Below are 20,300 nucleotides of genomic sequence, written 5' to 3' on the forward strand. Positions count from 1 at the left end.
TAGCCTCACGGGACTAATTTTAAAGGACATCTATTTCAATATAATGGTTAAACGAGCAGTTGTCAACACTAAAGTTATGTATCAGGCAACTATTCTGTCTAGCAAAAATTTTTAAGTTTAAAAAAATATTTGCTAGTTATATAAACCAGGTCTAACTTTTATTTTAAAGCCACCACACATAATAAACAAACTAATTCAGTTCAATTTGACCAACAAGATCATTGATATCAGCAACACCCATTTTTGCTAAAATTGCGGGCAACTCATCTGCTATGTGGGGACATATTAATGGATCCTTAAAATGAGCACTTCCCACTTCGACCGCATTGGCTCCAGCTAACATAAATTCAATTACATCTTCAGCTGACTCAATACCGCCCATACCAATTATGGGTAATTTGGTTGCTTTTCTCACCTGATTAATCTGATAAATGGCAATAGGTTTCACTCCCGCACCTGAATAACCACCAAAATTATTACCTAACAGTGGCTTACGTGTCTTGATATTGATGCGCATTCCCATTACCGTATTTATTAGTGACAGACCATCTGCACCACCAGCTTCTGCTGCTCGGGCAATTTCACCGATGGCAGTAACGTTAGGTGTTAACTTAATAAAAATCGGAATTGTGACTGCTGCTTTGATTGCAGCAGTTAGTTTTTCAACTAATTCCGGATGAACGCCAAAACTCATTCCACCTTGAGCAACATTGGGACAAGAAAAATTTATTTCCAGAGCATTAACCATCTTAGAGGCAGCTAATTTTTGGGCCACTTCGACATAGCCGGCACTACTTTCACCACCAACACTGGCAATAATGGGCAAAGCAGGATATTTCTTTTTAATGTCAGGTAACTTGGTACTAACTACTTGATCAACTCCCGGATTAGTTAAGCCGACAGAATTTAATACTCCATTTTCTAAAACTGCAATTTGGGGTTGAGGATTACCAGTCCGCGGTTTAGGTGTAGTAGTTTTTACAACCAGCGCCCCCAATTCATTTAAATCAAATTTCTCAGCCGCAGATACATCACCAAATCCGAAAGTACCACTTGCTGGCATTAACGGATTTTTTAAGCTTAGACCCGGTAATTTTACTTTGATGTTAATCATATTATCCTCCAAAAATTGCTGTTCTTTTGCTCATAAATATTTTTGGGTATATTTTACACGTTTTTGACCATTTTAAAAGTAAAATTTTTAGTTGTATTTTATTAGCAAAAATGTTAATCTCAATGTTAATGAACTTTAAACGGTACAGAGAGACCGCAAGTTGAACATGGCTTAATTTTTTTAAAAGTCTATTTTGATGCACTCTCGTACCAAAATAGGCTTTTTTATATGTGGAGGCGTTAATGAAAAAAGCGGTATTTGTAGCATTGGACTATGACAATCAGAAGGATGTTGAAAATCTGCTTCAGAAATTAGGTGATCCCCAAGAAACCTACTTAAAAATTGGCATGGAACTATATTATCATTATGGTCCGAACTTGGTAAAAACTTTAGTTGAACAAGGATACCATATTTTTCTAGATCTCAAATTACATGATATTCCTAATACAGTTTACCAAGCTGCCAAACAGATAGGAAAATTAGGAGTTTTTTGTACCACCGTTCACGCACTTGGTGGTAGTGCAATGATTGCAGCAGCTAAGAAAGGGCTGGTTGATAGTACCCCTAAAGGTAGCGAAGTCCCTAAACTCTTAGCTGTGACGGAACTGACCTCCATTTCAGCTGCAACTTTGGCAAATGAGCAGAATTGTTCATTGTCAATGGCTGAAGAAGTGGTTAGTCTAGCTCAGACTGCTAAAAGTGCCGGTGCTGACGGTGTAATATGTTCACCGCTTGAAGTACAAAATTTGCGGGAAATAGTTGGCCAAGATTTCTTATATGTTACACCGGGAATTAGATTATCAGCTAAAGCGAATGATGATCAAAAGCGCACTGCCACTCCCTTAAAAGCAAAAGAATTTGGCTCAAGTGCGATTGTAGTCGGTCGACCAATTACCAAAGCTGAGAGTCCCGCACAGGTTTATCAAGAAATTAAAAAGGAGTTTGAATAAATGTATCAGGAACAAATTATCAATAAACTAATCGCCGAAAAAATAATTACATTTTCTCCGCAAAAACCATATCAATATGCTAGCGGAATGCTATCACCCATTTATACAGACTTACGTTTAACTGTTTCTTATCCAGACTTGCGCGACTGGATTGCGACAGACTTGGCAGCGTTAATTAAAAGCAGATATCCTGCTGTAACTGTAATAGGCGGTGTGGCAACTGCTGGTATACCACATGCAGCATGGGTTGCTGCTAAGCTTAACCTGCCCTTGATTTATGTGCGGCCAAAGCCTAAGGTTCACGGCAAAGGCAAGCAGATTGAAGGTCGCTTTAATAAAGAAGACAATATCGTGTTAATTGATGATTTAATAACCACAGGTGGCTCTGTAATCAATGCCGTTGATGCCACAAAAAAAGAAGGTGGTAATGTAATTGGCGTTAGCTCAATCTTTACATACTATTTAAAAGATACGAAAAATAATTTTGCTCAAGCTGGCGTCGATTTTAGTCCTCTACTTTCTTATCCTGAGTTATTGCAAAAAGAAAAAGAGTTGAACTACATCAGCTCTGAAGAATATGAGGCTTTAAAGACTTGGCACGAAGATCCGTGGAAATGGGGCAAAAAGTTTCAGTAAATAAGAACTGACAAAGATTGCTACACAGCAAAAATTTGTCAGTTTTTTTATATTTAAAAGAACCAGCAGCTGATTTCTGACAATTACTCTCAAAAACTAGACAGGAATAATTATTACTCCAGTTACCAGACCAGCAAAAAGTTATTTGCGCCTAAACTTTTAACATAGTTCTTTATTAGGTAGTCACAAAAGGTGTGTGAAACATAAAAATACAGCAACCATTACTAATATTATATCCTTACTGAAAATCGATTGTTCTTCATTCTTAGCCCTCACTTACACTAATTTATTTGAACAATAAAAGTTTACTCAAAATCTCGCCCACGCATCAAAAAAGACTGATTTTTTCAAACCAGCCTTTTTTGATGTGTATATACGATTTAATTATAGATATCATTAGAAAATTGTTTAATTATTATCTACTTCTTTTTTACTATCAACAAAATTGAGAAAACAGTTGCTAATATCAAATTTATTTGAATATTGCCTGATCAATTTTTCTGACATGTAAAAGAATTTAATCACTCTAAACTTTTTCTGTGGTATTATTAATCATAGTAGTGAGAATAAAATTATTTTTATTCTCACTACTACTTTTAAATGTTAAGCAAAAGTCCGAACTTTAGCATAATTCAAAAACCATTGGATTTTTCTTAACATTATTCGACACAACTTCAATGTATGCCAACATCGGAGTTGTGTTTTTTTAATTGACATTAACTATCCTCTCTTTTGCTAATTTTTCGGTAAATACTAGTTTTCCTATATTTATTTTTATTATTTCCAGAAAAGCATTACCCCTTTCATTCATAGCACCTAATTTAAACTATGTGAATTATATAATAATCGTAATCAAATTTTTAAAAATTGTCAATAAACTATTGAATATTTTTTAGTTACTGTATTAAATTATATCTGCTTTCACATTTTGTTATCTAGATTTATAAATAACAATCGAAAAAGCTGTGATTTAAAGGTCTAAGAAATAGGTTCTTTTTCATCTAATTTAAATAACAATTAAAAATACTATTTTGGTTTATATTTTTCGCTATTCAAAATTATTTAAATAACTAAAATATTATAAAGTTGATTGGTTTCTTTCAAAATTACGATTCTTTTCTTTTATTTTAGACTATAATATAACAGTTTTACTTACTGGCACTTTGGAAAGCTTTCTTTCAAATTTTTGTTTAACTATTAATATATTAAAATAAAAAATAGAATGATTAAAATATATAAAAATATTACATTAAGTATTATATATTTTGCTTTCCCAATAAATAAGACCAATAAAAAAAGTAACATAAATTTCTTATGCTACTTTTTTATTTTTATAACTAGATTATTTAATAACCCATATAACGATTTCTTTCCCAATCAGATACTGTTTGGGTATATTGAGACCATTCTAATTCTTTAGAATCAATAAAGCTTTGAGTTAAATGCTCACCTAAAGCATCTTGAATTAATTGATCCTTCTTAAAGGCTTTTAATGCGTTATGCAAGGTTGAAGGAAGTGGTTTAATTCCCATTTCATTACGTTGCTTCTCACTTAAATCAAATAAGTTACAAGTTACTGGCTCCATTGGCATTTTTTCTTCCTTAATACCAGCTAGACCGGCACTTAAACATGCAGCTAAGAGCAAATACGGATTAGCAGTAGGGTCAGCAGAACGCATTTCTAAACGGGTATTCAGTTCTCCTGCAGATGGTACTCGAACCATTGGTGAACGGTTCTTTGAAGCCCAAGAAATATAAACTGGGGCTTCAAATCCTGGAATTAAACGCTTATAGGAATTGACAGTCGGATTACCAACAGCTGTAATTGCACGGGCATGTTCCAAAATACCATTTAAAAAGTACAGAGCTGTTTTTGACAAATGGTACTTATTATTCTTATCATAAAAGGCATTTTTGCTACCTTTAAACAAGGACATGTTAGTGTGCATTCCATTTCCTGCTTGACCTTGCAAAGGTTTAGCCATAAATGTGGCAAATAAACCATGCTGCTTAGCTATTTCACGCACAATCATTTTAAATGTTTGCACACGATCAGCCGTTGTTAAAGCGTCATCAAATCTAAAGTCAATTTCCTGCTGTCCGTCACCTACTTCATGGTGAGCAGCTTCTACTTCAAACCCAATGCTTTCTAAAGTTTCAACTATATCTCTCCTACAACTGGCACTTTCGTCATTTGAGGTTAAATCAAAATATGAGGCATGGTCTGGGACCTGTGTGGTCCAATTGCCATTTTCGTCAAGTTTTAACAAATGAAATTCGGCTTCAAAACCAATATCAAAGGCTGTAAAACCCATATCCTTCATTTGTTCAATTATCCTTTTAAGATTATTGCGTGGATCCCCTGCAAAAGGTTTGCCATCAGTTGTATGAACTGAACAAGTCAGGCAGCCAATTTTGCCGCCTGTAGTATCGCTCCAAGGTAAAACGGACCAAGTCGAAAAGTCGGGGTAAAGTACCATATCACTTTCTTCCAAACGAACAAAGCCGTCAATTGAAGAACCATCAAAGCGTACGTCATTACTTAATACTGTTTCCAATTGACTATTTGGAACTTCAACTGCTTTAAGAGTTCCATTAATATCTGTAAAGGCTAGTCTAATAAATTTGACATCGTCTTCTTTTACGCTTTTTCTAATGTCATCTGCTGAAATTTTCTTTGTCATGATTCTCCACCTAAAAATCTTAAAATAATTGGTATGGTTTAAACTAGAAATACCTTCTTGTCTAAACTAGATTAAAGATTAGCAAATCCTTAAATAAATGTAAAGTGGTCTAACAAAAAAAGTAATAATTTTACCAAAGTTTTACCTTACTTTTATAAATAGTATTACCTATTTAAAGAATAATTCATTGACAGCATTAGTAATCGCAATTTTAACGTGGGCATAAGTCAGACCGCCTTGCATATACAACGCATAAGGTGGTCTAATTGGTCCATCCCCAGAAAATTCAATACTGGCACCTTCAATAAACGAGCCGTCTGCCATAATCACTTGATCTTCATATCCCGTATCGTTACTTGGTATAGGATCCACAAATGAATTAATTGGTGAGTTTTCTTGTAAAGCCTTGGCAAACCTAATCATTTTATCTTTATCATGGAAAATTACCGTCTGAATTAAATCGGTTCTATCTTCATTCCATTTGGGAGAAACTTCTAATCCCATTCTTGCTAAAAGTGCAGAGGAATAAATTGCGCCTTTAATTGCATTACCGGTAACACTTGGCGAAATAAATAAACCTTCGAAATAATCAAGATTGTTATTTAAGCTTGCGCCTTCTTCGCGACCTATTCCTCCAGCAGTGAGTCGTGCAGCCGTATTTTCAATTAGCTCATGCTTACCAACAACATAGCCACCGATTTTAGCTAAACCTCCGCCAGCGTTTTTAATTAACGAACCAGCCATAAGATCTGCTCCAAATTCAGTAGGCTCGTGTTGTTCGGAAAATTCGCCATAACAATTATCAACAAAAACTATACTTTCAGGGGAAACTTCCCTAATCAGCGCAATCATCGGTTTAATCTTGGCGACAGTAAAACTTGCTCTGGTATTATAGCCACGTGAGCGCTGAATAACTACCATTTTCGGTTGATGTTCTCTTAATAATTTTCGTGCCGCTTCAAAATCAACACTGCCATCAGACAACAGCTCTACATAAGAAAATTTAACGCCGTATTGCTTCAAACTGCCTCGACCATCACCAGCAATACCAATAACCTGTTGTAAAGTGTCATAAGGCATCCCTGTAAGATACATCAGTTCGTCACCCGGAAGTAAATTACCAGCCATAGCTGTAGCAAGAGTATGAGTACCAGAGACAAACTGCGAACGCACTAAAGCATCTTCAGTGTGAAAAATTTGGGCATAAATACGGTCAAGTTTATCGCGACCACTGTCATCTGAGCCGTAACCAGTACTGCCAATTAAGTCTGATTCAGCTACAGCCTTATCTTTAAACGCTTGTAAAACCTTATTTTGATTAAAAAGAATATTTTGATCAATTTTTGCCAGTTGTGGTGCAATTTCCTGATCAATTTCTGCTACAATTTGTTGTAATTTTTCTGGCCAATTATTCATTTAACCATTCCCCGACTTTCATTAAAATTTTTTTCATACATTCTGGATCCCTTAGGGGATCAAACCAGTAAACAGGTAATTGATGATGAAAATATGTTAATTGCCTTTTGGCATATCTTCTAGAAGCTGTCTTTAAATTCTTAACGCAACTCGCTAGACTATCTTCTTTAGCAAAATAAGGGAAAAATTCCTTATAGCCAATGGCTTGCAAGATCGTATATTCTTGCGCCCTATTCTGATATACGTATTTTGCTTCATGAAGAAGCCCTTGATCAAGCATCTGATCAACACGTTGATCAATTCTACGATAAATTTCTGCACGGTCAGAATTTAACCCCATAATCAAATAATCATACCGGGGTTTTATTTCCTTTTGTTGCTCGGAAAATTTTTGCCCGGTGCGCATAATTACAGTTAATGCGCGTAAAACCCGACGTGAATTATTTGGGGGGATTTTCCGAGCTGCTACTGGGTCACGACTATTTAACTCAGCCCATAACTTTTTTTTACCATTTTCAGCTAAATAATTTTCCCATTCGGGGGCAACTGCCTTTTGTTTCTTTTTTGGTTCACCCAGTTTCATTTCATTTAGCAATGCATTGACGTAAAAGCCAGTGCCTCCAACTAGCATGGGAATCTTTTTCTTAGCAGTAATTTCATCAACTGCTTTTTCAGCCTGAGTGACAAAGTCGGCAACAGAATATGGTTTAAAAATAGATTGAGTATCAACTAAATAATGAGTAACTAATTCTTGCTCCGCTTTCGTTGCCTTGGCAGTTCCAATGGCTACTTCCTTATAAACTTGCATTGAATCACCCGAAATTATTTCGGCATTAATTTTTGTGGCAAGCTCAATAGCCAGTGTAGTTTTACCAATTGCTGTTGGTCCGACTATTGCTAGCACCTTTTGCATTTTTGTGTCCTTTTTCTGTATTTAATATAGAAAAAACACGTTTGAATGGCTTAACAAACATGTTTTCAATTTAATATTTAGATTTCTTCGTCCGTCCATCCCAGTCCTCAAAACCAGTTTTCAACCATTTGATTGATGAAAAATTCTTCTTTTGTAAGAATCTGGCAGCGCGCAACGTTACTGATAAAGAATCGGAGTACAAATAAACGGGTAAGTCTGTTCTTAACTCCGTATATTGATATTTGAGCATTGTATAGGGCAAATTTCTGGCACCATCAATATGCTTTCTTTTAAATGGTGCTTTTTCACGTAAGTCAACCACTTGCGCTTTCCGCATTCCCTGATTAAATTGCTCATTAGTTAGATCTCCGCCACCTAAAAGTTTTGTTTGTATCTTATGCCATAGCCATACTGCAACAAAGGCTAGAATAACTATAATTAAAATTGCGTCTATAATAACTAAAAAAGATGACATAAATTTTCTTCTCTCCCATTATTAGTTTTTAAACCAAAATAATTCCAAATCGCTCTAAGAGTCGTGTTTGTCCTTATTTTGACGTTCTTCATATTCGTACTCACGTCGCAATATTAGCTTTGCTACTAAATAATCGTGCTGGTCTATTAAATGCGAGTGATTGATGTTATCGAGTTCAAGCGCCATGAGCTCAATATCCCATATTCTTTTACCTACATGAACAAATATACCATACTTTTCTAATAGCTGTTGCACATCGTATAGAGTTTTCATTATAGCTTAATTACCATGCCCATTCTGACAGTTGCTACACAATAAATAATTAAAATGCAGGTAGCAACCACACGTTTTTTAAAAGAATATTTTCTATAAGTTCTATCTCCAATTATCACAGCAATTAAAAAACCAGTCACTAAGCCGCCAATATGCCCTTGAATATCAATATTAGGTGCAAATAGATCTAATGCTATGTTTATTAAAGCTAACCAAAAGGATTGTTTCCCCAAATAGACTAAGACAGGATTATTCCTATTTTGTAATGCTGTCGCTGTCATTGCTCCAAACAAGCCAAATAAAGCAGTAGATGCGCCAGCACTAATAGCACTATCACTACCCCAAGCTAGGCTCAATAAATTTCCTCCGACACCTGAAAGTAAATAAACTACTAGAAAGCGCCAATGACCCAATATTGGTTCCATATAAATACCAAGATAATAGATCATTACGGCATTAGAAATCAGGTGCATAATTCCAATATGTAAGAATTGCGCAGTAAATAAACGCCACCATTGGTTGCCAGCTACAATCGCATAGTTATTCATTGCACCCATTTTAATTAATACATAGGTATTTTGTGAACCACCAATGAAAGTTTCTATTAAAAATACCACGAAAAGAATGACTAAAATACATATTGTTATATAGCTATTTCTATATCTTTGTCGCTGATCCATTATAACCTCATTTATTTGCTAAAACCGCATTAGGAGTGATAATCGTTTGAATTGCAATATCAGTAGGTTCAACTTGCCACGAAGCTGTTTCAAAAATCATTTTCGAATTAACTAAAGCAACGGTTTTTGATTGTGGATGTTTAGCTAAAAAGCGATCATAATAACCGCCACCAAACCCAAGGCGTTGATGAGAGTCTAAAGCAAAAGCCAGTCCCGGAACAATGATCAAATCTAAGTCGTTGTTAATTTGTGCATCTGGTTCACTAACTTCTGCAACCCCGAATTTTGACTTAGTCAGCTTGGTCATGTAGCTATAGTAAATAAAATCCTGTGACCGTTCGGCATTATCATTAGCCCGGGCAAGATATACATCTTTACCCATATCCCATAATTGAGCTATCAATCCTGATGTATCAACTTCATAAGTCAAAGAGGATGTGATTCCTACAGTTTGACATTCATTGAGCCACTGCAAGTTCATTATTTTTTTCAACAAAATTTGATCTTCAGCATCTTTTTCTGGTGTTTCAGCAAAATTGCTCAACTTTTCTATTTGTTGTTGTCTAATTTCTTTCTTTGTCATAATTCTTCCATATAAAAAATAGCAGGAGCATAGGCTCCTGCTATATTGGTTTATTACTTAGTTTCACGATGAAGAGTAGTATGCCTTTCAACTGGGCAATACTTCTTCAAACTTAAACGTTCCGGATGCTTACGCTTGTTTTTCTTAGATAAGTAACTTCTATCGCCACATTCGGTGCATTCCAAAATGATGTTGTCTGCCATTTCTTTCACCACCTACGCTTTTATTCTGACTGTATTATCTTAGCATTTTTCTAATATTATTGCCAGCAATATTGTCACTTTTCTATTTTTTATGTAATTTAAAATAGTTTTGTACCATTGCTTTGGTCATCTGCAAAGTATACGAACCTTCTAGTTCGGGATCAAGTCCTGGAAAAATTACAGCAGTAGCTATCTCAGGATTTTTTGAAGGGGCATAACCGACAAAAGTAGCGTTTACTAACTCAGGCGGATCTTTTTGGTTAGGATTATCCGGATCATAGTAAAATGTCTGCGCAGTGCCTGATTTACCTGATATAGCAGGTTTGACGTTTTTCAACTTATGAGCTGTACCCCAAGAGTTAGTGCCGTGAACAACACGCCAAAACCCTTGTCTGACAATATTGAGTTCAGCTTGAGTCCACGGAATTCGAAGCTGGACGTTAGGCTTTCTATTATAATCAATATAGATTTTTTTACCATTATTTGAGGTTCTGCCAATCGATTGCACGACATAAGGCTGCATCCGGTAACCACCGTTAGCAATTGTAGAAACATATTGCACCATTTGAATTAAAGTGTATGCATCATAGTTGCCATAAGACAAGTCTAATACTGAACCGGGCAATACTAATCCTTGCTCATTAAACGATCTACCTTGAATACCCGATATCTCTCCCGGTAAATCAATACCCGTCTTTTGACCTAATCCAAACATATTGAAATTCTTACGTATTGGTTCAAAGGCAGTTTGCGGCATGTGAATTGATTTTTTAGGAACATAAGATGCCTTCACCCATTTCATTGCCAAGTGCATCATATAGATATTACTGGAAACCTCGAGTGCAGTTTCTGCATCTAATGCGCCAAAAGTACCGATTGGATAGACAGATTTCTTAACAGGTGTACTTGGTAAATATACCGGTGTATCAGGCATCACGTTGTTTGTGGGACTAATAACTTTGTTAATTAAGCCACCACTTACCATTGCTCCCTTAACGGCAGACCCCATAACAAAAGACTGGTTAATAACGCCTAATGCGTTATTAGTAGTTTTATTTTTTTTAGGATCACGGCTAATTCCTGCCATAGCCAAAATTGCACCCGTTTTAGGGTTCATGGCGACGGCATACGCACCGTTTGAATAATGGGCAGCCCCTGAACTAATGGCCGCAGAATAGATTTTTTCTAAAGAATTTTGGACTTCTTTTTGATACTGGGCATCCAGAGTCAAGACTAAACTGGAGCCAGCCTGACCTGAATAAACAGATTTTGACTGTTCAATATCTCCTGAATTTTTAGTCCAAACTTTGCTGGTTGCTTTAGTTCCCTTTAATAATGGTTCATATTTTTCTTCTAAATATGAGGTGCCAACCCGGTCGTTTCTGGAATAGCCGTTAGTTAAATAATATTGTAGATTATCGCTAGGTAAACCTGCTTTTTCGGTAGAAACCGAACCGATAATACTCTGAATTGAGGAACCGTTTGGGTAAGACCTTTGCCAATCAGTACCAATTCCAACGCCAGGCAAATCTGAAAGATGCTCACCTACGCTGGCGATTTCCTTGTCAGTTAAATGATTATTTTTGATATAGATTGTAGAAAGCGTGTACGCTCCAGAGATCTTGTTATAAATTAAAGCCGCAGTTCTTTCCCGCTTATTTAGTTTAATATGCTCAGCACTCACTTGCTGTTGGATTCTCTTATTGATTAATTCATCATCTTGAGTTTGCCGGACAGATTTTGGTACCTTGGCAGACTCCTTGGCACTATTTTTTTTATTAGCTAAATAATAATCAATTACTTGCTGCTCAGTCGGTTTTTCATCGTTAATTGTAATATAACGACTAAGAGCATTAGAAATGGCATAAATATCCTCTGTGGTAGTTGAGACGCTTTTGGTATAAGTAATGGCATTTTTAGCCCTGTTACCAACTAAAACGCGACCTTTAGTATCATACATTACTCCACGAGGAACCTGACTGGAAACCACAGCAGAATTGGATTTTTGGACTTCAGCTTTAAAGCGGGAGCCATAGCCAATTTGTAAATACGCTAGTTGTCCAATTAGAGTAGCAAAAAGCACAAAAATAATTACTAAAATTATTTTCATCCTGACCGGAGTAGAAGCCTGTTTTTTTGAATTATCGTTCTTTGTCTTCAATTTTTTCTTAAAAAAATTCACGTAGCCTCAACCTCACTAAACTAGTGTAATTTTATCAGAAACCAACAGACAATTCTATTGATTAAAAGGCCTTTTGCCAAAATTTTAACAGTTATAAAATAAGTAAAGCAAATAAAGTGTTCGTAAGCACTTTAATAAAAATCTTCTGTATTTTGCTAAAGTGTAATAAAATAATGTTAGTTGATTAAATAGAAAGAAGAAAGGTTATGACACTTAAATATCAGATTGGCGTTGATGCCGGAGGAACGCATACTACCGCTATTGCCTATGATCTTAACGGTGAAGAAATAGAGCGTTCTCAAGCCGGTCCTGGCCAAGTAAACACAAATTATACCAGCGCAATTTCAAATATTACTGAAGCGATTAATAAATTAATAGACCAAATTGATGGTGACTGCCAAAGAATACTTTGTGGTATGGCTGGCTTATCCGTCATTGGACATGCTCCTGAAGTAGCTGCTGAAATTTCTGCTAAAGCCGAAAATCTACCTACTAGAGCAATTACAGATTCACTTCTGGCATTATACAGTGGTCTTGAAGGAGAAGACGGTGGTCTTGTTATTGCCGGCACGGGTTCTGTCTTTAATGGCCTGCAAAAGGGCAGAATAATCACAACTGGCGGTTATGGCTCCATTTTAGGAGATGAAGGTTCCGGCTATGCAATCGCACTTTCCGCACTAAAATCTGCTTTACTCAGTTGGGATAAACGAGAAGATAATGAGTTGATTTCCCTTTTTAATCGACTTTTTAAAGTAGATAATTTGACTGACGCAACTGCTAAATTTTATAAAACCAGCAATGCGGATTTTGCCTCAATGGCAGTAGAAGTGGCAAAATTGGCAGACAAAGGCAATAATTTTGCCATAGCTGTGATCAAGGAGCAAGCTGAATTACTTGCAAGAGATATTATCATCGGTATGGACAGATATGATGAACCTAAGCCAATGAAAATTGCACTGACTGGTTCCGTCTTAGCTAACAATGGCATGTTACGTGATTTCTTGGAGAATAAAGTTCATGAGAAATATCCACACGCACAATTTTCGATTTCCAACGGTGAAAATGCCCGCGGAGTAGTTTTTGATAGAAGTAAAGATTACCGCTATTTCACTAGTCATTAATTTTTTAGAATAAATAAAGACCAGAATTTTGCTTTTTAACAAAATTCTGGTCTTTTACTTGTTACTTAACTAGAGCAAATCTGCTTATCTGACTGTGTTATTCTTCAACTTTATTAATAACTACGTCAAATTTACCGCCAGGTGTCGAAATAGTCACTGTTTCGCCCTTTTTCTTGCCCAAAATTGCTTGAGCAATTGGTGAATCATTAGAAATCTTGCCATTCATTGGATCAGATTCATCACTACCAACAATAGTGTAAGTTTCCGGCTCGTCTTCGCCCACTTCAGTATAGGTAACTGTCTTACCTACAGCTACTTCATCTGGATCACTAGCATTAGCATCAACGACATGAGCATACTTAAGCATTTCTTCAACAACGCTAATACGATCCTCTAAATGACTTTGTTCATCCTTAGCTGCATCGTATTCGGAGTTTTCAGACAAGTCACCATAAGAGCGGGCAACCTTAATTCTTTCAATTACTTCTGGTCTTTTTACTACTTTTAAATTCTTTAATTCTGCCTCTAGCTTTTCTTTACCTTCAGCAGTCATTGGATATGATTTTTCAGGCATAAAATTTTCTGCTCCTTAAAGTTAAAATTCCTTTTGCACTGGTATATGATATTAACTTAATTGTTTAAAGTCAACTATTAACGTATTTCCGCTTTCAGGTGCTTTTCCAAGGCACTATTAATTGAGTTCATAGCTTTGGAAACAGTTTCATCTGTTAGAGTGTCATTTTCATTTAGGAAAATTAAACGATAAGCAAAACTCTTTTTGTTCTCAGCAATATGAGAGCCACGATAGACATCTATAATACGCAAACTATTGAGGTATTTCCCACCATTTGCTTTAATTTCATCTTCAACAGCTTGGTTTGTAATTTCCTGATCTACTAAGATTGAGAGATCACGTTCAACAGCAGGGAACTTCGGTGCAGTTTGTGCTGTGGTATGAGGATTTATGATTAATGGCACCAGGGTTTCAAGATCTAATTCGTATCCGTAAAGCTCACTGCCCCGCATGGCTTTGCTCAAATCTGTTACCGCACGACCGATCATGCCAATCATGCCTACATAATTACCTTTAATGTAAATGCCTGCGGTTCTAGTAGGATGCATATGCACTACTATTTCAGCTTTATATTCAACATCTTTCAAATCAATTCCCAAAGCTAAGAATAAATTGGTCAGTTGCCCTTTAACATAGTAAAAATCAATTTTTTCATTATCATGTTGCCAGTTTTCAAAATAAACATTGCCGCTATACAAAGTAGCAAGATGTTCATGTTCATTATAAGTATTATTCTCAAAATCATAAACGCGGCCCTGCTCAAACATTGCTAATTGATTTTGCTTACGTGCCATATTATAGCTGGCGGCATCAACCAAACCTGTCATTAAATTTTGTCTTAAAGCTGACCGATTGGAATTTAAAGGCATTTGAATTTTAACCAGTTTTTTAGGTTTCTTTGTGAAGGCTATTGCTTTTTCTGGAGAAGTTAAAGAATACGAGATAGCTTCTATTAAGCCTTGTCCTTGAACGATATTTTTAATGCGCCTAATAGTTTCTTCAACTTTAGAATAGCCACCATGTGTTTCTGCCAGCACTGGCTGAGTTGATTTAATATTGTCATAGCCATATAAGCGCCCTACTTCTTCCACTAAATCAGCTGGAATAGCAATGTCCCAGCGACGCGCAGGAACATCAACAATTAAATTATCATGATTAATTTCAACTTTAAAGTTCAGACGGGCAAAAATGGCGGCAATTTCCATTGGAGAAATCGCAGTACCCAATACTTTATTAATATAAGAAATAGTTGTTTTGATTTGAACAGGCTGCCGCTTTTCAGCACTACCGGTAATGACACCCTCATTGATCTCTCCAGCAGCATCGTTTCGTAGAAGTAAAGCTGCCATATCTAAGGCTCTAGTTGTTGCATCCCAGTTAACGCCCTTTTCATAACGACTAGATGCTTCTGTCCGATTAGCGTGACGCAAAGCAGCTTTTCTAATTAAGGCAGGATCAAAAATTGCAGACTCTAACAAAACATCCGTGGTATCAGCTTCTATTTCTGAATTAAGACCACCCATAACTCCAGCCATCATTACTACGTCTTCACCGTTAGTGATTACGATGTCGTTAGGGTCAAGATTAACTTCTTTATTATTTAACAAAGTCAGCTTTTCATCTTTAGCAGCTTTCCTAACAACCAACTTATTTGTATTAAAAGCACGAGCATCATAACTGTGCATTGGCTGACCAGTTAAAAGCATAATATAGTTCGTAACATCGACAACATTATTAATTGGTCTAATGCCCGCATTCCACAGCCGTCTTTGAAGCCAAAGAGGGCTATCGCCTATTTTCACATTACTAATTTTGCGTAAGTAAAATTTGGGTGCCAGCTTCGGATCAACGTCTACTGTAAAATCGTTAGTCCAATCCGGACCATCTTCTTTAAGGGTTACATCTTCAACTTTGACTGGTGTATCAGTAATAGCACCAACTTCATAAGCCGAACCTTCCATAGATAAGGTGTCTGCACGGTTAGGGGTAATGTCAAAATCAAAGATATAATCATCCATCCCTAAAAGCTCAAATGCAGATTGTCCTGGTTTGATGTCTGCATTTTTGGGGAAAACAAAGATGCCGTCAGAGTATTTTTCAGGCACCACGTTATCAGGGAAGCCAATTTCTTGTAAACCACAGATCATCCCATTTGATTCAGTACCGCGTAATTTACTTTTTTTAATTTTAACGTTATCAGCGATTCGGGCACCGGGCAAAGCCACAACCACATCTTCTCCAGCAGCAACATTGGGGGCTCCACAAACAATCTGATGGGGTTCTTCAGCGCCAACATCAACATGAGTAATATTCAGGTGCGTACCAGCTATCGGCTCACAATCAATAATATGACCTACAACCAGCTTTGTCATACCCTCTTGGGGATGATTGACTCCCGCTATTTCAACGCCTGTACGCGTTATTTTTTCAGCCAAATCCTTAGGATCTCGGTCTAACTCAATAAAATCCTTTAACCAATTATATGAGACAAGCATTATCTCTCCTCCTTGCTGAATTGTTCTAAGAAACGAACATCGTTGGTATAGAAATCACGAATATCATCAATACCGTATTTAAGAATGGCAAAGCGGTCTAATCCCACGCCAAAGGCAAAACCACCGTATACATTAGGATCAACACCAGCATTTTTTAAAACATTAGGGTGGACCATTCCAGCTCCTAAGACTTCAATCCAGCCGGTATACTTACAAATGGAGCAGCCCTTGCCATCGCAATTAAAGCAGGAAACGTCCATTTCTACAGATGGCTCGGTAAAAGGAAAGTAACTAGGACGCAAGCGGGTTTCACGGTCTTGACCAAAAGTGTGCTTGGCCATCAGTTCTAAAGTTCCCTTCAAATCACCCATCGTAATGTTCTTGTCCACTACCAGACCTTCCATTTGCATAAATTGGTGTGAGTGAGTGGCATCATCATCATCGCGCCGATAAACTTTACCCGGCCCAACCATTTTCAAAGGGCCTTTAGCAAAATCATGCTTTTCCAAAACGCGTGCTTGGTCTCCTGAAGTTTGAGTACGCAATAAATCTTCAGAATCAATATAAAAGGTTTCTTGCATATCCCTTGCTGGGTGGTCTTTGGGCAAGTTCATCATTTCAAAACAATAATGATCAGTTTCAATCTCTGGCCCTTGAACTACTTCATAACCCATGCCGATAAAGTATTTTTCAAGATCATCCAAAATAATATTAATAGGATGCTTTGTTCCATGGTGCAGCTCACGACCTGGCAATGTAACGTCAATTTTTTCTTTAGCTAATTGCTCTTCAACTAGAGCCTCTACTATTTCATTCTTAGCATCATCAAGTTTATTATTGAAAAGGTCACGCAACTTATTAACGCGTTGACCAACTTCACGTCTGTCACTGGGATCAATATCCTTCATAGAATGCAGAATTTGAGTCAATTCACTTTTACGTCCAGTTAATTTGACCCGAACATCATTTAACATTTTCTCATTCTTAGCTTTGTCGATCTCAACTAGACCTTTTTCACGGAGCTCTTTTAATCTGTCAAATAAGTCCATTATTCTTTCCTTTCAAATCAAACAAAAAAGCTTCATCCCAAAAGGGACGAAGCTTCGCGGTACCACCCTAGTTTGGACATAAAATGTCCACACTTTGAATTTCGCTAACGGTGAATACCGGAATGGATTAGATTCTACTAATAAGATGAAATTCACAGTTCCGTTTAAACTTTTCTCTCAGCTCAATAAAAAAGTTTCTCTGATTAAATGATTGCTGCTACTAGTCTTACTCTTTGTAATTAGTTACTAGAATATATCATTTCTCAAAAACTTGCAAGTGTATACGAAATTTATACCCATTTATCTGCCCAGGTATGAATTTGATCAAAAACAGGCTTTAATTCCTCTCCCTTTTTGGTCAAACCATAAGAAATAATTTTGGTTTTATCATCAACTGAGCGCTCTACAATATCTTCCTTTTCAAGTTCTTTCAGTCTTTCAACCAAAACACGATCTGAGCAAGCCATAACACAACGAGCTAAGTCCTTAAAGCGCATATAATCTCCGGCACAAAGCGAACTAATAATTAGTCCATTCCATTTTTTACCGATAATTTTAAACGCGTTAATGAAATGTTTGCAAGATTCATAATCAGGAGCACCACAATCCGCACAGCGTTTTTCCTTAATACCTTGAGTCATGATACCGTCCTCCCACAACAAAGTGTTTATTTCGTCTTTTATTATATTAAATATACTTACTAAAAACAAGTATAATCGTCTAGGAGAAGTAATAAATGATTATCCCTGCTGCGACTGCCGCATTTAATGATTCTGCTTGGCCCTTGATAGGAATATATAACTTTTCATCGCTTATTTTTGCTATTTCTGTAGTAACACCATGAGCTTCGTTGCCAATAACAATGCCTACTTGCGGTACTTTTTCAAACTCGGGTAACCGTTTGGCATTTTGATCTAATAAACTAGCATACACTGGGATTGCATTATCTTGCATTTCTTTAATAACAGCTGGTAAATTTTCCATGATTAAATTAACATGGAATTGACTGCCCTGCATTGCTCGTTGAGTTTTAGGATTATAAATATCAACGCTTTCTGGCGCGAGCACAACACCGTCAAAACCTGCCGCATCAGCTGTTCTGACAATAGTGCCTACATTACCGGGGTCAGCCAGATGATCCAGTAGAACCCATTTACCGAAATTAAAATGATAATTTTGTGGTTGTGAAATCTTGAGGATCATAAAAATATCCTGCGAATTTTTTGTACTTGTAAGATGACTGGCAACGAGAGTATTAATTTCAAGCACATTTTTACTTTCCAGATTAATAGAAAATTTTTTTGCCAAGTGCAGTAAGGCTTCTTCAGCACCCAAAAGATAGATAAATTTTTCCCCAGCTTTTAATGCTTCTTCAACAAGATGGAAGCCTTCAATTAAATATAAACCAGTTTTTTCACGGTATTTTTTTTGCTTTAATTTAGCTAAATTCTTAATAACATTATTATTTACAGAACTTATTTTTTTTGACATCAAATCAGCTTCTTTCATCTTAATTAATATATTGTTTTAATTTCAACCAAATAAAATGTTAAAATCAAGAAAGCAATGTAAGAAAGGACTATTATGGGATTTTTTAAGCGACACAAACAGGAAAACAAAAATACTTCTCAAAAAAATTCCGCAGAGACTTGGCAGCTAACTGTATCGGGCATTGTTCAAGGTGTTGGCTTTCGCTGGAGTGTATTAAATTTGGCCCAGCAAATGAAGATTGCAGGCAATGTCCGTAATAATAACGATGAAACGGTCACAATTACTTTGCAAGCGGGCTTAAACCAAGTCAATCAGTTTTGCTCTGAACTGCCCCAAAACATTTCACCGTTTGCTAGAATATCAAACATCAAAAAAGAAAAGCTGTCAAATGTAGCCAAAATGAGTGGTTTTCATGTATTATATTAGTTATTGGCAAAAAATAATAATTGGGTGAATTGAATGAAAAAATTTCGTAAATATATTGGATTGATTATAGTTTGTTTGGCAGTAATGTTAATTGTTACTGCCTGCGCTCAAAATGGCAGAAAGCCACCTACAGATTTTCTTTATGGCACAATTTACAAGTTTATCGGCAAGCCTTTACAAAACATTATGCTCTATTTTTCTCACGTAATAGGTGGGGAAAATGGTGCAGGTTGGGCTATTATCCTGATGACCTTCGTAGTCAGAATGGTACTTTTACCACTAATGCTTAACCAGCAAAGAAAAGCCACAACACAACAAGAAAAAATGGCAAGACTGCAACCGCAGATGAAGTTGATCCAGGAGACGATGAAACGCAAAGACTTGACTCAGGAGCAGCAAATGACTGTGGCAGGATGGCAACGTCAGCTTTATTCCCAAAACAACATTTCTTTAACCGGTGGAATGGGTTGCCTACCGTTAATTATCCAATTCCCAATCATGCTGGGAATTTATGATGCTGTGATGTATTCCAACACATTAGCCAGTTCCAGCTTTTTTGGAATTTCATTAAGTAACAGATCGGTTTTAGTAACGATTTTTGCAACGGTCTTTGCTTTCTTGCAAGGCTATATTTCCTTAGTGGGCATCCCTAAAGAACAGAAAAAGCAAATGCAGTCAATGATTTTAATGAATCCCATTATGACTCTCTTTATTTGCCTATCTGTTTCAGGCTCGGTTACCTTATACTGGGCAGCCGGAAACTTCTTTTCCGTTATTCAACAACTGATAGTAACGTTTATTATCATGCCCAAAGTTAAAAAAGAGGTTGATGAAGAATTAAAACGGGAACCTATGACCCAAGTCGTTACTAAAGAGAAAGTCGCTGAATTGATTAATAATCAGGCTGCTAGCCCAGCTCAATCTGAACAGACTAAAGAATTACATGAAAATCTCCGCAATCGTAATAAAGGCAAACAGCAAAAACGTCCATAATTATGAGCGCTAAGCAAAAGACCTTTAAGTCGTGATCATCGA

At 36.5% G+C, this 20,300-nt stretch carries 20 protein-coding genes and 1 other annotated feature; of the genes, 5 read left to right on the forward strand and 15 right to left on the reverse strand.

Annotated elements, in window-relative coordinates:
- Positions 1 to 190 precede the first annotated feature (190 nt).
- Positions 191 to 1,114: a dihydroorotate dehydrogenase gene (locus DLD54_RS05560; protein ID WP_109918537.1), complete on the reverse strand. Its 924-nt coding sequence runs from the start codon at positions 1,112 to 1,114 to the stop codon at positions 191 to 193.
- A gap of 242 nt (positions 1,115 to 1,356) precedes the next feature.
- On the opposite strand from DLD54_RS05560, the gene pyrF reads away from it, so the two are divergent.
- Positions 1,357 to 2,064 (forward strand): orotidine-5'-phosphate decarboxylase, encoded by a 708-nt coding sequence (gene pyrF / locus DLD54_RS05565; protein ID WP_109918538.1) that lies wholly within the window; start codon positions 1,357 to 1,359, stop codon positions 2,062 to 2,064.
- The gene (gene pyrE / locus DLD54_RS05570) at positions 2,065 to 2,700 is read left to right on the forward strand and encodes an orotate phosphoribosyltransferase (protein WP_109918539.1); all 636 of its coding nucleotides are present in this window, start codon (positions 2,065 to 2,067) and stop codon (positions 2,698 to 2,700) included.
- 1,346 nt (positions 2,701 to 4,046) lie between these two features.
- On the opposite strand, the gene glnA is transcribed toward pyrE, so the two are convergent.
- From glnA to DLD54_RS05615, 9 genes are all read right to left on the reverse strand, one after another.
- The gene (gene glnA / locus DLD54_RS05575) at positions 4,047 to 5,384 is read right to left on the reverse strand and encodes a type I glutamate--ammonia ligase (RefSeq protein ID WP_109918540.1); all 1,338 of its coding nucleotides are present in this window, start codon (positions 5,382 to 5,384) and stop codon (positions 4,047 to 4,049) included.
- Positions 5,385 to 5,552: 168 nt separating this feature from the next.
- The gene (locus DLD54_RS05580) at positions 5,553 to 6,800 is read right to left on the reverse strand and encodes a methionine gamma-lyase family protein (RefSeq protein ID WP_046327297.1); all 1,248 of its coding nucleotides are present in this window, start codon (positions 6,798 to 6,800) and stop codon (positions 5,553 to 5,555) included.
- Positions 6,793 to 7,713: a tRNA (adenosine(37)-N6)-dimethylallyltransferase MiaA gene (miaA, locus tag DLD54_RS05585; RefSeq protein ID WP_109918541.1), complete on the reverse strand. Its 921-nt coding sequence runs from the start codon at positions 7,711 to 7,713 to the stop codon at positions 6,793 to 6,795. The genes DLD54_RS05580 and miaA overlap by 8 nt, the downstream gene beginning before the upstream one ends.
- A gap of 70 nt (positions 7,714 to 7,783) precedes the next feature.
- Positions 7,784 to 8,188: a rhodanese-like domain-containing protein gene (locus tag DLD54_RS05590; protein ID WP_046327299.1), complete on the reverse strand. Its 405-nt coding sequence runs from the start codon at positions 8,186 to 8,188 to the stop codon at positions 7,784 to 7,786.
- Between the two features lie 54 nt (positions 8,189 to 8,242).
- On the reverse strand, positions 8,243 to 8,461 hold the full coding sequence (locus tag DLD54_RS05595) for a YqgQ family protein (protein WP_046327300.1): 219 nt from the start codon (positions 8,459 to 8,461) through the stop codon (positions 8,243 to 8,245).
- A complete protein-coding gene (locus DLD54_RS05600; protein ID WP_038523231.1) occupies positions 8,461 to 9,141 on the reverse strand; it encodes a rhomboid family intramembrane serine protease in 681 nt (226 codons plus the stop codon). Before DLD54_RS05600 ends, DLD54_RS05595 begins: the two co-directional genes overlap by 1 nt.
- 7 nt (positions 9,142 to 9,148) lie before the next feature.
- A complete protein-coding gene (locus DLD54_RS05605; RefSeq protein WP_038523234.1) occupies positions 9,149 to 9,724 on the reverse strand; it encodes a 5-formyltetrahydrofolate cyclo-ligase in 576 nt (191 codons plus the stop codon).
- 53 nt (positions 9,725 to 9,777) lie between these two features.
- Positions 9,778 to 9,927 carry a 50S ribosomal protein L33 gene (gene rpmG, locus DLD54_RS05610; protein ID WP_081945351.1) on the reverse strand — a complete coding sequence of 50 codons (150 nt, stop codon included), beginning with the start codon at positions 9,925 to 9,927 and terminating at the stop codon, positions 9,778 to 9,780.
- 82 nt (positions 9,928 to 10,009) lie between these two features.
- The gene (locus tag DLD54_RS05615; protein WP_370448317.1) at positions 10,010 to 12,037 is read right to left on the reverse strand and encodes a peptidoglycan D,D-transpeptidase FtsI family protein; all 2,028 of its coding nucleotides are present in this window, start codon (positions 12,035 to 12,037) and stop codon (positions 10,010 to 10,012) included.
- Between the two features lie 278 nt (positions 12,038 to 12,315).
- On the opposite strand from DLD54_RS05615, the gene DLD54_RS05620 reads away from it, so the two are divergent.
- The gene (locus DLD54_RS05620) at positions 12,316 to 13,230 is read left to right on the forward strand and encodes an N-acetylglucosamine kinase (RefSeq protein WP_109918543.1); all 915 of its coding nucleotides are present in this window, start codon (positions 12,316 to 12,318) and stop codon (positions 13,228 to 13,230) included.
- 97 nt (positions 13,231 to 13,327) lie between these two features.
- On the opposite strand, the gene greA is transcribed toward DLD54_RS05620, so the two are convergent.
- The 5 genes from greA to DLD54_RS05645 form a co-directional block, all read right to left on the reverse strand.
- The gene (gene greA / locus DLD54_RS05625) at positions 13,328 to 13,804 is read right to left on the reverse strand and encodes a transcription elongation factor GreA (RefSeq protein ID WP_038523243.1); all 477 of its coding nucleotides are present in this window, start codon (positions 13,802 to 13,804) and stop codon (positions 13,328 to 13,330) included.
- 77 nt (positions 13,805 to 13,881) lie between these two features.
- Positions 13,882 to 16,299: a phenylalanine--tRNA ligase subunit beta gene (pheT, locus tag DLD54_RS05630; RefSeq protein WP_109918544.1), complete on the reverse strand. Its 2,418-nt coding sequence runs from the start codon at positions 16,297 to 16,299 to the stop codon at positions 13,882 to 13,884.
- Positions 16,299 to 17,348 carry a phenylalanine--tRNA ligase subunit alpha gene (gene pheS / locus DLD54_RS05635; RefSeq protein ID WP_046327304.1) on the reverse strand — a complete coding sequence of 350 codons (1,050 nt, stop codon included), beginning with the start codon at positions 17,346 to 17,348 and terminating at the stop codon, positions 16,299 to 16,301. Before pheS ends, pheT begins: the two co-directional genes overlap by 1 nt.
- 39 nt (positions 17,349 to 17,387) lie before the next feature.
- Positions 17,388 to 17,591 (reverse strand) — a binding site (T-box leader).
- Between the two features lie 47 nt (positions 17,592 to 17,638).
- Positions 17,639 to 17,989 (reverse strand): winged helix-turn-helix transcriptional regulator, encoded by a 351-nt coding sequence (locus tag DLD54_RS05640; protein WP_038523253.1) that lies wholly within the window; start codon positions 17,987 to 17,989, stop codon positions 17,639 to 17,641.
- Positions 17,990 to 18,068: 79 nt separating this feature from the next.
- On the reverse strand, positions 18,069 to 18,839 hold the full coding sequence (locus tag DLD54_RS05645; protein WP_109918545.1) for a TrmH family RNA methyltransferase: 771 nt from the start codon (positions 18,837 to 18,839) through the stop codon (positions 18,069 to 18,071).
- 93 nt (positions 18,840 to 18,932) lie between these two features.
- Between DLD54_RS05645 and DLD54_RS05650 the strand changes: the two genes are divergently transcribed.
- Together DLD54_RS05650 and yidC are read left to right on the forward strand one after the other, a co-directional pair.
- Entirely contained in the window at positions 18,933 to 19,265 is a 333-nt protein-coding gene (locus DLD54_RS05650; protein ID WP_046327306.1) for an acylphosphatase, read from the forward strand.
- A gap of 33 nt (positions 19,266 to 19,298) precedes the next feature.
- Positions 19,299 to 20,258, forward strand: coding sequence for a membrane protein insertase YidC (gene yidC / locus DLD54_RS05655; protein WP_109918546.1), 960 nt, complete (start codon positions 19,299 to 19,301; stop codon positions 20,256 to 20,258).
- Positions 20,259 to 20,300: the final 42 nt, after the last annotated feature.

This window comes from Lactobacillus helsingborgensis (assembly GCF_003173695.1).
In the GTDB taxonomy this organism is placed as follows: Bacteria; Bacillota; Bacilli; order Lactobacillales; family Lactobacillaceae; genus Lactobacillus; species Lactobacillus helsingborgensis.

Excerpts from the sequence above, each read along its gene's own strand:
- DLD54_RS05640 (WP_038523253.1), bottom strand. The coding sequence starts at position 17,989 with ATGACTCAAGGTATTAAGGAAAAACGCTGTGCGGATTGTGGTGCTCCT.
- DLD54_RS05600 (WP_038523231.1), bottom strand. The coding sequence starts at position 9,141 with ATGGATCAGCGACAAAGATATAGAAATAGCTATATAACAATATGTATT.
- rpmG (WP_081945351.1), bottom strand. The coding sequence starts at position 9,927 with ATGGCAGACAACATCATTTTGGAATGCACCGAATGTGGCGATAGAAGT.
- DLD54_RS05645 (WP_109918545.1), bottom strand. The coding sequence starts at position 18,839 with ATGTCAAAAAAAATAAGTTCTGTAAATAATAATGTTATTAAGAATTTA.
- pyrE (WP_109918539.1), top strand. The coding sequence starts at position 2,065 with ATGTATCAGGAACAAATTATCAATAAACTAATCGCCGAAAAAATAATT.
- DLD54_RS05590 (WP_046327299.1), bottom strand. The coding sequence starts at position 8,188 with ATGTCATCTTTTTTAGTTATTATAGACGCAATTTTAATTATAGTTATT.
- DLD54_RS05560 (WP_109918537.1), bottom strand. The coding sequence starts at position 1,114 with ATGATTAACATCAAAGTAAAATTACCGGGTCTAAGCTTAAAAAATCCG.
- DLD54_RS05605 (WP_038523234.1), bottom strand. The coding sequence starts at position 9,724 with ATGACAAAGAAAGAAATTAGACAACAACAAATAGAAAAGTTGAGCAAT.
- pheT (WP_109918544.1), bottom strand. The coding sequence starts at position 16,299 with ATGCTTGTCTCATATAATTGGTTAAAGGATTTTATTGAGTTAGACCGA.
- DLD54_RS05595 (WP_046327300.1), bottom strand. The coding sequence starts at position 8,461 with ATGAAAACTCTATACGATGTGCAACAGCTATTAGAAAAGTATGGTATA.
- greA (WP_038523243.1), bottom strand. The coding sequence starts at position 13,804 with ATGCCTGAAAAATCATATCCAATGACTGCTGAAGGTAAAGAAAAGCTA.
- DLD54_RS05650 (WP_046327306.1), top strand. The coding sequence starts at position 18,933 with ATGGGATTTTTTAAGCGACACAAACAGGAAAACAAAAATACTTCTCAA.
- yidC (WP_109918546.1), top strand. The coding sequence starts at position 19,299 with ATGAAAAAATTTCGTAAATATATTGGATTGATTATAGTTTGTTTGGCA.
- glnA (WP_109918540.1), bottom strand. The coding sequence starts at position 5,384 with ATGACAAAGAAAATTTCAGCAGATGACATTAGAAAAAGCGTAAAAGAA.
- pyrF (WP_109918538.1), top strand. The coding sequence starts at position 1,357 with ATGAAAAAAGCGGTATTTGTAGCATTGGACTATGACAATCAGAAGGAT.
- pheS (WP_046327304.1), bottom strand. The coding sequence starts at position 17,348 with ATGGACTTATTTGACAGATTAAAAGAGCTCCGTGAAAAAGGTCTAGTT.
- DLD54_RS05620 (WP_109918543.1), top strand. The coding sequence starts at position 12,316 with ATGACACTTAAATATCAGATTGGCGTTGATGCCGGAGGAACGCATACT.
- DLD54_RS05580 (WP_046327297.1), bottom strand. The coding sequence starts at position 6,800 with ATGAATAATTGGCCAGAAAAATTACAACAAATTGTAGCAGAAATTGAT.
- DLD54_RS05615 (WP_370448317.1), bottom strand. The coding sequence starts at position 12,037 with ATGAAAATAATTTTAGTAATTATTTTTGTGCTTTTTGCTACTCTAATT.
- miaA (WP_109918541.1), bottom strand. The coding sequence starts at position 7,713 with ATGCAAAAGGTGCTAGCAATAGTCGGACCAACAGCAATTGGTAAAACT.